Genomic DNA, 11763 nt, shown 5'->3' with positions numbered 1-11763 from the left:
GATGGCAGAAGGGAGAGAAAAAATGAAACCGGAGCCGGGCTCCGGTTTTTCGATCAGGCGTCGAAGGGGGAGTCGTTATCGAGTACGGCCTGAATGACATTCAGCGCGCCGTCGTGGTTGTTATCGTCAGTGTGATAGCGGGCGAGGGCTTTGATGCCTTCGGCGGCGTTACCCATGGCAAACGAGTATTTCACCAGCTTCAGCATTTCAGCGTCGTTGCCGCTGTCACCAATTGCCACGCACTCCTGCGGTGACAGCTGCCAGCGCTTCAGCAGACGACTGATACCGTTAGCCTTATGCAGACCGGGGATAATCAAGTCTACAAAGCCAAACCCGCTGGTGACCGGCTTCATGATGCCATCGAGGGAGACATGGAGTTTGTCTACCAGCTGCGGGATGTCGCTGTCCGGCAGATTAAGGGAGAATTTGAACAGCTTATCGTCAATCTCCTGATAATCGGCAACGCGCTTCAGGCGGTGATAGTGTTTCGACATCAGTGCGACAAACTCGTCGGGGGCCTTGTCGCTGACGTACGCGCTCTCAAGACCGCAGGCCACAAAGTTGAGATGGCTGTCTTTTAGCAATTCACCGATAACGATCTGCGATTCATGGCGGGTGAGCTCGCCGTGAAAGAGCTGTTCGCCGTGAGCAAACACCAGCGCGCCGTTCTCGGCGACAAAAGAGATGTCGTTCAGGATTTCAGGGAAGAAGGAGATGAGCTGGTAGTACTGGTTGCCGCTGGCCACCACGAATTCGATATTACGCTGCTTCAACTGCTGGAATTGGGCCAGGAAACGTTCACGATCGTACTTCTTGGCGTCATTAAGGAAAGTTCCGTCCATATCAGTGACGATAACTTTAACGGTCATACTTCTGCTCCTGATAGCACTGCATATCAGGACATTCTAATGACAATGTGACGGCCTGCACAAATTTATTTCGAATGAAAGCCCCCTCTCCTTATGAACGAGGGGGCATCAGGCCGCAGAGGTTAAAGCGTATGTTCAGTACGGGCGATGATATCGTCCTGTGCATCTGGCGACAGCGCGGTGAAGAAGGCGGAGTAGCCCGCCACGCGCACCACCAGATCGCGATACTGGTCCGGATGTTTTTTTGCTTCCATCAGGGTTTCACGCGAGACGATGTTGTACTGAATATGCCAGCCTTTGTGCACTTCAAAGAAAGTACGCAGCAGGACCATCAGCTTCTGTTTGTCCGATTCATTCTCAAGCGTCGCCGGATTCAGCTTCTGGTTCAGCAGCACGCCGCCGAGGATGGAGCCTGCCGGCAGCTTGCCGACGGAGCCTATCACCGCCGTTGGGCCGAGATGGTCGGTCCCGGAAGCCGGGCTTGCGCCTTCCGCCAGCGGGGTTCCCGCTTTGCGGCCGTCCGGTGTGGCCATGGTTGCGGCGCCAAACGGGACGTTAGCGGAAATGGAAGAAGTCCCGGCATAGTAATTCCCCCCGATGGGACCACGGCCATAGCGCGGGTTGTGGTACTGCTTCAGCTCGTCGATGTAGGTCTGATAAGCACGAACCAGCAGGGCATCGACGCTGTCGTCGTCGTTACCGTATTTTGGTGCACCGTTGATAAGGCGCTGACGCAGTTGCTCATGGGTCAGCCCCTCGAAGTCATCTGCCAGCGCGGCGGCCAGCTGCTGCTGACCTATCGCTCCTTGTTCGAACACCAGCTTTTTCACCGACGCCAGGCTGTTGCCAAGGTTGGCGATCCCCACCTGCAGGCCGGAGACCCAGTCATATTTCGCCCCGCCCTGTTTGATGCTTTTCGCCCGTTCGATGCAGTCGTCGACCAGCGCCGAGCACAGAATATCGTGCACGTTCTCTTCAAGCATGGTGTCGACCACGTATTCAATTTCAATCGATTTACGAGTGTAGTAGCGGATCTGCGTATCCCAGGCGGCAAGTACGTCGTCGAAGTTGCGGAAATTCCCTTTGGACAGCGCCTGCGCCTGCGGCAGGAAGATTTTACCGCTGGTGGCATCGCGACCGCCCTCAAGCGACGCCAGCATCACGCGGGCGAAGTTGATAAAGCTCATCCCGGTGCAGCGGTAACCCCACTTACCGCCGACGGCGGTTTCGATACAGCCGATGGCGGCATAGTCGTAAGCGTCCTGCGGCTCAATGCCGAGTTTGATAAACTCCGGGATCACGATTTCATCGTTGTTGAAGGCGGGCATCCCGAACCCGCAGCGGATGACCTGCACGCAGGCGTCGAGGAAGTCGTTGCTCATGCCAGCGTGATAACGCACGCTGAGGTTTGGCTGGGTCGAACGCAGGCGACCACAGGATTCCAGAATGGTGTAAGAGAGTGGGTTAACCGCATCCTGCGGCTGGCCGTTGACCAGGTTCTGTCCGCCGATCGTGACGTTCTGATACAACGGGCTGCCTGCCGACGCTTTGGAGTGTGAGCCGGAGCGAATTTTATTCACCTCCAGCAGCTTCAGCCAGCAGCTGTGCAGCAGCTCAATGCTCTGCTCGCGGCTCAGGCTCTGGTTCAGCTCCACGTCGCGGCGATAGTACGGATACAGATACTGGTCCATGCGACCAAAGGATACCGAATGGCCGTTGGATTCGATTTGCAAAATCAACTGAATGAACCAGCACAGCTGCAGCGCCTGCCAGAAGGTTTGAGGCGGCTGGTGGGCGATGATGTCGCAGTTTTCAGCCATCATCAGCAGCTCGTCGCGGCGTTGGGCGCGCGACTCGCTTTGTGCCATCGTGCGTGCCAGCGTGGCAAAGCGGATGATGTGTTCGCTCACCGCCGCCAGCACGATGTCGATGCCCTTCAGGAACTGCTCGCCGTGAAGATCGTCGAGAACGGTCAGATTAAGGCGACCACGACGTTCGTCTACCTTATGACGCAGCCCGTCGAGCCCTTTTTCCAGCAGCAGCGGGAAGTTCACTGCCAGGTGGGCATCACCGGAGGTCATGTTGCCCTCCGCCTTGATAATGCCCGTCGCCAGCAGCGCTTTTTGTTCATCGGTAAACATCCCGTAGCAGCGGTCCTGCACCGTCTGCCCACGCCACCACGGGCAAACCTCGTGCAGTACACGTTTGTTCTCTTCGCTTACCGCGAACCCGGCTCCCGGACGGTCGGAGAGGGAGTCTATCTCTTTTTCAATCCAGCTGACGGTGTATTCCGGGAAGATGGGAGCCGCGCGGACTTCGCTTGCCTGATTACCAATAATCAGTTCATCGTGCTTAATCCAGATGGTACGTTCCGCCAGATGATGCGCTAACGCCAGCGCGCGACGCACAGCGACAGGTTTGTCCATATTCTGCTGATACGCCTCGGTGTAATGGCGGGCACGCTCGGTACAAACCGGCGGCTTAACGATGTGCACCAGCGCGTTTTTATGGGCCTGGATACGGTCTGTCAGGGTGTTGAGAGTCAGAATGGTCATCGGTTTATCCTCGTAAGGTCGCGGTAAGCCCGTGTTGGCTGGCAACTTCTTGCGCAAAGGCCAGCAATGATGGACTGTCCAGCGGCTTGTCAGGGGCGGAGTAGGGTTGGCCGAGCAGGTGATACTTGTTCATGCCCAGGGTGTGATACGGCAGAAAATGGATATCGCGAACGTGCAGCTCGTTGGCGGCAAATTCAGTAATAGCGGTAATGGACTCCCGGTCGGCGTTGAAGCCGGGGATCAGCGGCACGCGAATGGTCAGCGTTTTCCCGGCATCGGCCAGGCATTTGAGATTCGCCAGCACCCGCTTCGCTGAGCCATCGGTCCAGGTTTTGAAGATATCGCCATCGACGTGCTTGAGATCGGCGAGAAACAGGTCAATGTACGGCAGGCAGGGTTCAATATAGCGCCACGGTACGTGCAGGCAGGTCTCAACGGCGGTATGAATGCCCTGCTGGTGGCTCTCTTTCAGCAGCGCCAGCGCAAGTTCAGGGTTCATGAACGGCTCGCCGCCGGAAAGGGTAATGCCGCCGCCGCTGCGGTCGTAGAAGGGTTTATCACGCAGCACCGTGGCCATAATCTGTTCCACGCTTTGCGTTTCTCCGCAGACCGTCAGTGCCTGGGTCGGACAACAGTCCGTGAGTGCGGTAAAGTGGTCGTTGTTAAGTTTTTCGCGGTGAATAAGCAAACCATTCAGCGCCCGGGTGATGACCTCCGGTGCGGCCTGTTGGCAGAGCTCGCAGCCTTCAAGACACAGGCGCGGGTCGAACAGCAGGGAGCGCGTGGTGGAGCGACTCTCGGGGTTTTGGCACCAGCGGCAGCCCAGTGAGCATCCCTTAAGGAATACCACGGTGCGAATGCCCGGGCCGTCATGTGTCGAGTAACGCTGAATGTTGAAGATCATAAACCACCTCAGTGTTTGCGTATGAAGATTAAATTACTTTCGAATGAAAGTTGAATTGACGCAAATCAAAAAGGAGGCAGGTCGCCCGCGTATACTTTTGAACCATACCCACACTTCACAAAATACCTGAGGCTGAATAATGGAACTCTATCTGGATACCTCCGATGTCGCGGCAGTAAAACGTCTGGCCCGTATTTTTCCACTGGCCGGTGTGACCACTAACCCCAGCATTGTTGCGAGCGGGAAGGTTGCGCTGGAAAGTCTGTTACCGGCACTGCGCGAAGCGCTCGGTGGTAGCGGAACGCTGTTCGCTCAGGTGATGGCGACTACCGCCGAAGGTATGGTGCAGGACGCACGTAAACTGCGGGCCATCGTGCCCGACCTGGTGGTCAAAGTGCCGGTGACCGCTGAAGGCCTTGCAGCCATTAAGCTTCTGAAAGCCGAAGGGATCCCAACGCTCGGTACAGCCGTTTACGGTGCCGCGCAGGGGCTGCTGGCGGCGCTTGCCGGGGCGGAGTATATCGCGCCTTACGTCAATCGCGTGGATGCGCAGGGCGGTGACGGTATTCAGACGGTGGCAGAACTCCAGCTGCTGTTAACCCTGCACGCTCCGCACGCTAAAGTGCTGGCCGCGAGCTTTAAAACGCCGCGTCAGGCGCTGGATTGCCTGCTGGCGGGCTGTGAATCCATCACCTTACCGCTGGACGTGGCGCAGCAGTTTATCGCTTCTCCGGCGGTAGATGCGGCGGTCAAAAAGTTTGAGCAGGACTGGCAGGGGGCGTTCGGACGGACATCGCTCTGAATCTGAGCTGTATGATGCCCTGCCGAAGGTTAAGCCTCTACGGTTAATCCCAGTTGCCGTAGGGGTAGGTTTTACCTTTGATAAAATCCTGCGTGGCAGGGATGAACTCGAAGTAGCCGCCAGGTACAACGTAGTTTTTGCACAGGGTCATCTCGTTGCCGGAGCGGGTGGTGAGCTTGAATGGCTTAATCACCAGGCTGGGACGCCCGGCGACATCGGAAAGCCAGACTTTAACCTTACCGCCAGGGGACAGGCCGAACACCATTGTTTTGTACCAGACTGGCGCACCAGAGGGACGAGTATGATCGGCAGGGGTTTTCATCCGCAGCCAGGTGTCCGGTGCGAACATGGCGCTGGTTTCGTAGGTTTTCTGATCAATATAGGATTCCCAGCAGAAGATCATGTACTGCGGTGGTTTTTTGGCTCTGTTAAATTGCATACCAAAACCGTGGGCACTGACTGACCATTCCTTGACGGAATTTGGGTCGTTTGAGGCGATGTCAAGGGTGTTGAAGGTATACAGATACCCGTCCGTATCAATAATCCGGGCGTGAAGCACCGCTGACGGTAAATCTCTGGGGGTAATAAATGAAAAACCCCACTTATCATATGGCAGAGACCAGTCGCCGCTGGCGGCCTGTTTCGACTGCAAAGGTTGAGGTTTGTGCGAGCTGCAGCCGGTGGTCGCTAACAGCAGCATGAGCATTAGCATCTTGTTCATAGCCATTTTCCCTGTTAATCCCAGTTGCCGTAGGGGTAGGTTTTACCTTTGATAAAATCCTGCGTGGCGGGGATGAACGCGTAGTAGCCGCCTGGTACAACGTAGTTTTTGCACAGGGTCATCTCGTTGCCGGAGCGGGTGGTGAGCTTGAATGGTGTGAAGGGTAGCGCAGGGTAATCGCCTTTTGCAGGGAACCAGGTTTTAACATGACCGCCCGGGGCAAGTCCGAAGAGGATAGTGTCAAACCAAACCGGGTCATCCGAGGCATGAGGGTCAGAAGCCGGTGTTTTCATTCGTAGCCAGGTGTCCGGGGCGAACATGGCGCTGGTTTCGTAGGTTTTTTGGTCAATGTAGGATTCCCAACAGAAGATCATATATTGGGGTGGCTTTTTGACTTTGTTAAACTGAAAACCGCTACCATGAGGGTTGTTGAACCATTTACCGACAGAGTCTGAGGCTTCAGAAGTTGGATCAAGGGTATTGAAAGTATGTAGATAGCCATCCGTGTCGATAACACGGGCATGGGTAACTACTGCGGGTAATTTCCACGGCGTGATAAAGCCAAAACCCCACTTATCATATGGCAGCGTCCAGTCGCCGCTGGCAGCCTGTTGCGACTGCAAAGGTTGAGGTTTGTGTGTGCTGCAGCCGGTGGTGATAACCAGCATCGCCAGCGCTATTATGCTAAATCTGCTCATTTTTCTTTCCCGTCCATGTTGTAGACCGTTCTTATCCAGTTTTCGTCAGGCCTGTTGATAAAGCCGATGGTTTTCGAGAGTGATGGGCCGCCCTGTAATTCCCCGCTCTTGTTCAGCGCCACGGCATTCCAGTTCGCTGAGCAGTGGATATACTCCCTGGCAATGATGTCCAGCTCCTCAGGGGTAAAATCTGTGATGACGCGATGCTGGCGGGCCGCTTTTCCCATCGCACGGGCGTGCTCGCAAAAGGATTGAAGTTCATCCGGTAGCCGGAATTTTTTGTTGTGTTCAAAATCGATAAACCGCGCCCCGGCTTCTTTCGCCGCATCGACCATTACCCGTAGCGCCACCTTCGACCAGTCGAACCTGACGGTGCGGTGTCGCAGAGTCAGAGCCGAGAAGGTGCGTTTTTGCATCTGGCTGTATGGGGTGTCGGGGGCGAAATCATCCTGCCACACCTCCGGCGTGACGGAGTGGGTGCGAACTACGGGACCTATAGCCAGCGCATTTTCCAGCAGGGGCAGTTGTTCCTGCGCCTTGCGGTAAACACGTGACTGCGTTCCCGGCTGATTTTGCAACTGCGTTTCTACCTGTGGGCAGGAGAGAAAGAGATCTTCGCGCAGCTGCGGAAGATAGCCGCCGCCGATATCGGAATGGACCCCGGGCAGCGCCAGCTCCGGCCATGCCGGGGAGACGCTGTTGAGGGCAAAATTATAGCGACACTCATGCCGGGCGGTGATGTGAAAGACCTTTTGCGCCACGCCCGGGCGCAGGCGAATATTCACCTCCCCGGTGTCGGCGCTGTGGGTCGACAGACCGTTAGTCAGGGTGCCGATAGCCGCCACGGTATCCAGAATGCCGATAAAACGGCTGCTGCCTGCCGGCGCGCCACGGTAGCGATATTCGCCGAGTCCGGATGAAATGGCATCAATAATGGCCTGGTCTTCCGACTGTACGCGGTTGGCGAAGTGACGTGCCGCCGCCGCGCCGCGGCTGAAGCCAAAAATATCGAACAGTAGCGTTTCAACAACAAACTTACCCTTTAGCAGCTTATGTGCCGCATTAATCGCTGTTGCTAACTGCGCTACCGCATCGTTGGTTTTGGCGATGACCCCGGTCTCGTCAGTGCCGAACATCATGCTGAGCTGGCTGTCTGCTTGCCCAGCCCGGGTGCCAACTCCCTCCACATATATGGATTTCTGCACATAGATACCGTCTTCAGCAAAGTTTCGCTCGTACAACTCATTCAACCAGTGGATATTTGTGTAATACCCCAGATAGCTGGTCGCGCCGATCCCGCTTACGCCCATTTTTTCTGATGCATTTCGGGCAAGAATACTTTCCGCATCCGGGGAATCGATATCAAAGTGCTGCGCCGAGCAAGCCTCCAGCATCTTTTCGGTGTTTACCGCGTTATTGCCGGTACCGTCGAAGAAAATCCCCAGCACCAGGGTGACCTTACGCTCAGGTTCATCCTGGGGAAGCGGCGCCTTCTGCACCACCGGGAATAAGGTGGAGAAATTATCCGGTGTGACCAGATACTCAAATTCGGTACCGGCGATAAGATGACGACAAAGAATATAATCGTAATCCACCGATATATATTCATAATCCGGATTATTCATGATGCTGTTGAGTTGAATAGCCTGGATCCTCGCACCACGTAGTTCGAGAAAATAATATTTTTCCAGTCTACCGTATCGATTGATTCGGTAAATATAAAAAGTCATCTTCAGACTTTCATTATTATTAATAGCGTTTGACAGTAACGGAGAGCTTTTATCCAGAGTTTTGCAAAACGTCAGCCCAGGGTGGCTAACACCACCATGTTGCCCGCAGACGGCCTGCGCCAGGCTGAACACGAAGATCTGATCCTCATGGCCCTGTTGCCAGCGGTTGCCGACGGAATTCGGCGTGCCGCAATCTGCAGAAATTTCCCCCTGAATATCCCCCTCAAGCGTTAAATAAATAATGTCGCTCATTTATCTATCCTGAATGATGGGTATTTCAGGAGGAAAGATATCGTTAATTCGGTACGGATATTCTGCGTTTAATCAATTTGCCGTCTGCCGTTGATGATTATTTTAATGGCTAACCTCCGCACACTTCACAGCCCGGGTTACGCATCAGCTTCATCTCGCGGAATTGACAGGTCATCGCGTCATACATCACGATTTTCCCCGCCGCCGGTGTGCCGTAGTGGCTCAGCACCTTGATGGCCTCCATCGCCTGCAGGGAGCCAATCACCCCCACCAGCGGCGCCATTACCCCGGCCTCCACGCAGGTCAGCGCATTCTCGCCGAACAGGCGGCTCAGGCAACGGTAGCAGGCATCGCCCGGCTGCCAGGTAAAGACGCTGATTTGTCCTTCCATACGGATAGCCGCGCCGGAGACCAGCGGAATTTTATGCCGGAAGCAGTGCGCATTGAGCTGATTGCGGATCGCGACGTTATCGGTGCAGTCGAGCACCAGACTGTGGGCAGCAATCTGCGCGGCCAGGGCGTCGTCATCGAGCAGGGCATTGATGGTGTGAAGCTGCACGTGCGGATTAATCCGCGCCAGTGAGGCGCGGGCAGAATCGACCTTCGGTTCACCGAGGGTGGCTTCGCTGTGCAATGTCTGGCGCTGCAGGTTGGAGAGCGACACGGTATCAAAATCGAGCAGGGTCATCTCGCCAACGCCGCTTGCCGCCAGATACTGCGCCGCAGCGCAGCCGAGGCCGCCGAGGCCAACCACCAGCACCCGCGCGGCTTTGAGCGCTTCCTGACCGTCGAAATCAAACCCGCGCAGCACAATCTGGCGATTGTAGCGCAGCATTTCGCTGTCGCTGAGCTCCTCGGCCATCACAGTCCTCCCAGCAGATGGGTGAAGGGCTCAACCTCAACCCATTCGCCCACTTCAACGTTACCGCGTTCGCGCTCCAGCACGATAAAGCAGTTGCCCTGACTGAAAGAACTGAAAATGTGCGAACCCTGGTGTCCGGTAGTCGTGACGCTCAGGCTACCGTCTTCGTGGCGTGCGAGGATACCGCGCTGGAAATCGAGGCGGCCCGGCGATTTTTTCAGGCGCGAAGCGGTACGCACGCGCTGGCGGGTAGGCAGGGCCGGGGCGTGGTCACCGCTAAGGGCGGCCAGCAGCGGTTGCACCAGCTGATAGAAGGTCAGGGCGGCAGACACCGGGTTACCCGGCAGGCCGCAGAACCAGCTGTGTCCGAGCTTACCGAAGGCGAAAGGTTTACCCGGTTTAATCGCCAGCTTCCAGAAGCTGATTTCGCCGAGCTCCTCCAGAATTGCTTTGGTGTAATCGGCCTCACCCACGGAAACGCCGCCGGAGCTAATGACGACGTCGGCCTGGCTGTCCGCGGCGATAAAGGTATTACGCAGCTGCTCCGGGTCGTCGCGGACGATGCCAAGGTTGATAACTTCGCAGCCGAGCTGTTCCAGCATCAGATGTACCGCCAGGCGGTTGGTGTCATAAATTTGTCCGTCGCCCAGCGGCTGGCCCGGCAGCTGCAGCTCATCACCGGTGGAGAATAGTGCGACGCGCACCTTACGTACCACGCTGATTTCCGGAATACCGAGCGAGGCCAGTACCGGCAGCTCAGCAACCGTCAGGCGGGTACCTTTGGTGAACACCGCCGCGCCTTTGGCAATATCTTCGCCACGGTAGCGAATATTCTGCCCGGCGCTGACCGGCGCAAGGAATTTGACACCCTCGTCGGTGAGCTCGGTTTCTTCCTGCATCACCACCGCGTCGCAGCCCGTTGGGATCGGCGCGCCGGTCATAATGCGAATGCAGGTGCCTTCCGGCCATTCCCCCTGCCAGGGCTGCCCGGCGAAGGCTTTACCGGCAACCGGCAGCACGGCGTGACTCTTGAGATCCGCCAGCCGCAGCGCATAACCATCCATCGCAGAATTATCGAAACCCGGTACGTCCAGCGGTGAAGTGACATCGCACGCCGTCACGCGGCCAAAAGCCTGCACCAGCGGCACATTTTCGCAGGCCGCGAGGGGGGTAATCTGGGAAAGCATCTGCGTCAGAGCGGCGTCAAGCGGCATCAGTCCGGCGGTAAAATCCATGAGTAACTCCTGCTGATAAAACGACAATGCGCCCATTATGGCAGAAAAGCGGTACTGTCTGTATGCCACCATGGTATTTCGTGTAGACATCACGGATTACGCTTTCTATATTCAAAAAACATCTAAGATTGTAAGCAGAGTAATGATATGTATAGGAAAAGCGGACCCGACTTTCACAGGATGACGACATGAACAAAGCGGTGATTGCCATTCACGGTGGCGCAGGGGCTATTTCTCGTGGGCAGCTTTCTCCCGAGCGTGAACGGGAGTACGTCGAAGCGCTGGCGGGAATAGTCGAAACGGCTCAGGCGATGCTGGAAGCCAATGAGAGCGCGCTCGACGTAGTCACTGAAGCGGTACGCCTGCTGGAGGAGTGTCCGCTGTTTAACGCCGGAATCGGCTCGGTGTATACCGCCGATGCCCGGCATGAACTGGACGCCTGCGTAATGGACGGCAACCTGCTGCAGGCTGGTGCCGTAGCAGGTGTGCGTCATCTGCAAAATCCGGTGCTGGCAGCACGGCTGGTGCTGGAGCGCAGCCCCCATGTTCTGCTGATTGGCGAAGGGGCCGAGCGTTTTGCTGAACGCGAAGGCTTGCCGCTGGTGGAAAACAGCCTGTTTGACAGTGAAGCGCGCTATCAGCAATTACAGCAGGCGCGCTCAGTGGGTGAGGTGAGTCTTGATCATGCCTCAGCACCGCTTGATGAGCAGAACAAAACCGGCACCGTCGGCGCTGTGGCGCTCGATATGATGGGCAATCTCGCGGCGGCAACGTCAACCGGTGGCATGACCAACAAACTGCCGGGCCGCGTCGGTGACAGCCCGATCCCCGGCGCCGGCTGCTATGCCAATAACGCCAGCGTCGCGGTCTCCTGTACCGGCACCGGTGAAGTATTTATGCGCACCCTTGCCGCCTACGATATTTCTGCACTGATGGAGTACGGTGGGCTCAGCCTGCAGGAAGCCAGTGAGCGGGTTGTGATGGAAAAACTCCCGGCGCTGGGCGGTAGTGGGGGGCTGATTGCCGTCGATCGCGAAGGCAATGTTTCGCTACCGTTCAACAGCGAAGGAATGTACCGCGCCTTTGCGTTTGCCGGTGATGCACCGAGCATTGGCATCTACCGAGAATAAGGATC

Annotated in this window: 10 protein-coding genes; 2 read left to right on the top strand and 8 right to left on the bottom strand. The window is 56.5% G+C overall.

The window, feature by feature from the left end; translation table 11 throughout:
• Positions 1-53 precede the first annotated feature (53 nt).
• The 3 genes from GYRE_RS22650 to GYRE_RS22640 form a co-directional block, all read right to left on the bottom strand.
• The gene (locus GYRE_RS22650) at positions 54-869 is read right to left on the bottom strand and encodes a Cof-type HAD-IIB family hydrolase (protein WP_006819171.1); all 816 of its coding nucleotides are present in this window, start codon (positions 867-869) and stop codon (positions 54-56) included.
• A gap of 122 nt (positions 870-991) precedes the next feature.
• Positions 992-3424, bottom strand: coding sequence for a formate C-acetyltransferase/glycerol dehydratase family glycyl radical enzyme (locus GYRE_RS22645; protein ID WP_038258766.1), 2433 nt, complete (start codon positions 3422-3424; stop codon positions 992-994).
• Between the two features lie 4 nt (positions 3425-3428).
• Positions 3429-4328 (bottom strand): glycyl-radical enzyme activating protein, encoded by a 900-nt coding sequence (locus tag GYRE_RS22640; RefSeq protein ID WP_038258764.1) that lies wholly within the window; start codon positions 4326-4328, stop codon positions 3429-3431.
• A 139-nt stretch (positions 4329-4467) separates the two neighbouring features.
• On the opposite strand from GYRE_RS22640, the gene fsa reads away from it, so the two are divergent.
• Positions 4468-5130, top strand: coding sequence for a fructose-6-phosphate aldolase (gene fsa, locus GYRE_RS22635; protein WP_006819174.1), 663 nt, complete (start codon positions 4468-4470; stop codon positions 5128-5130).
• Positions 5131-5173: 43 nt separating this feature from the next.
• On the opposite strand, the gene GYRE_RS22630 is transcribed toward fsa, so the two are convergent.
• From GYRE_RS22630 to moeA, 5 genes are all read right to left on the bottom strand, one after another.
• Positions 5174-5857 carry a DUF2931 family protein gene (locus tag GYRE_RS22630; RefSeq protein ID WP_038258762.1) on the bottom strand — a complete coding sequence of 228 codons (684 nt, stop codon included), beginning with the start codon at positions 5855-5857 and terminating at the stop codon, positions 5174-5176.
• An 8-nt stretch (positions 5858-5865) separates the two neighbouring features.
• Positions 5866-6549: a DUF2931 family protein gene (locus GYRE_RS22625; protein ID WP_038258756.1), complete on the bottom strand. Its 684-nt coding sequence runs from the start codon at positions 6547-6549 to the stop codon at positions 5866-5868.
• On the bottom strand, positions 6546-8531 hold the full coding sequence (gene tssD / locus GYRE_RS22620; protein ID WP_038258754.1) for a type VI secretion system tube protein TssD: 1986 nt from the start codon (positions 8529-8531) through the stop codon (positions 6546-6548). The genes GYRE_RS22625 and tssD overlap by 4 nt, the downstream gene beginning before the upstream one ends.
• Positions 8532-8640: 109 nt before the next feature.
• The gene (gene moeB / locus GYRE_RS22615; protein WP_038258752.1) at positions 8641-9393 is read right to left on the bottom strand and encodes a molybdopterin-synthase adenylyltransferase MoeB; all 753 of its coding nucleotides are present in this window, start codon (positions 9391-9393) and stop codon (positions 8641-8643) included.
• Positions 9393-10628 carry a molybdopterin molybdotransferase MoeA gene (moeA, locus tag GYRE_RS22610; RefSeq protein WP_038258750.1) on the bottom strand — a complete coding sequence of 412 codons (1236 nt, stop codon included), beginning with the start codon at positions 10626-10628 and terminating at the stop codon, positions 9393-9395. Before moeA ends, moeB begins: the two co-directional genes overlap by 1 nt.
• Before the next feature lie 188 nt (positions 10629-10816).
• On the opposite strand from moeA, the gene iaaA reads away from it, so the two are divergent.
• Positions 10817-11758, top strand: a complete 942-nt coding sequence (gene iaaA, locus GYRE_RS22605; RefSeq protein WP_038258744.1) for a beta-aspartyl-peptidase — start codon at positions 10817-10819, stop codon at positions 11756-11758.
• Positions 11759-11763: the final 5 nt, after the last annotated feature.

This window comes from Yokenella regensburgei ATCC 49455 (assembly GCF_000735455.1).
Taxonomy (GTDB): Bacteria; Pseudomonadota; Gammaproteobacteria; order Enterobacterales; family Enterobacteriaceae; genus Yokenella; species Yokenella regensburgei.
Note: the sequence above shows the minus strand (reverse complement) of the source record. Positions and strands in the feature narration are given on the sequence as shown.

Bases quoted from the DNA above. Each gene is read 5' to 3' on its own strand.
- GYRE_RS22650 (WP_006819171.1), bottom strand. From the start codon at position 869: ATGACCGTTAAAGTTATCGTCACTGATATGGACGGAACTTTCCTTAAT.
- GYRE_RS22645 (WP_038258766.1), bottom strand. From the start codon at position 3,424: ATGACCATTCTGACTCTCAACACCCTGACAGACCGTATCCAGGCCCAT.
- GYRE_RS22640 (WP_038258764.1), bottom strand. From the start codon at position 4,328: ATGATCTTCAACATTCAGCGTTACTCGACACATGACGGCCCGGGCATT.
- fsa (WP_006819174.1), top strand. From the start codon at position 4,468: ATGGAACTCTATCTGGATACCTCCGATGTCGCGGCAGTAAAACGTCTG.
- GYRE_RS22630 (WP_038258762.1), bottom strand. From the start codon at position 5,857: ATGGCTATGAACAAGATGCTAATGCTCATGCTGCTGTTAGCGACCACC.
- GYRE_RS22625 (WP_038258756.1), bottom strand. From the start codon at position 6,549: ATGAGCAGATTTAGCATAATAGCGCTGGCGATGCTGGTTATCACCACC.
- tssD (WP_038258754.1), bottom strand. From the start codon at position 8,531: ATGAGCGACATTATTTATTTAACGCTTGAGGGGGATATTCAGGGGGAA.
- moeB (WP_038258752.1), bottom strand. From the start codon at position 9,393: ATGGCCGAGGAGCTCAGCGACAGCGAAATGCTGCGCTACAATCGCCAG.
- moeA (WP_038258750.1), bottom strand. From the start codon at position 10,628: ATGGATTTTACCGCCGGACTGATGCCGCTTGACGCCGCTCTGACGCAG.
- iaaA (WP_038258744.1), top strand. From the start codon at position 10,817: ATGAACAAAGCGGTGATTGCCATTCACGGTGGCGCAGGGGCTATTTCT.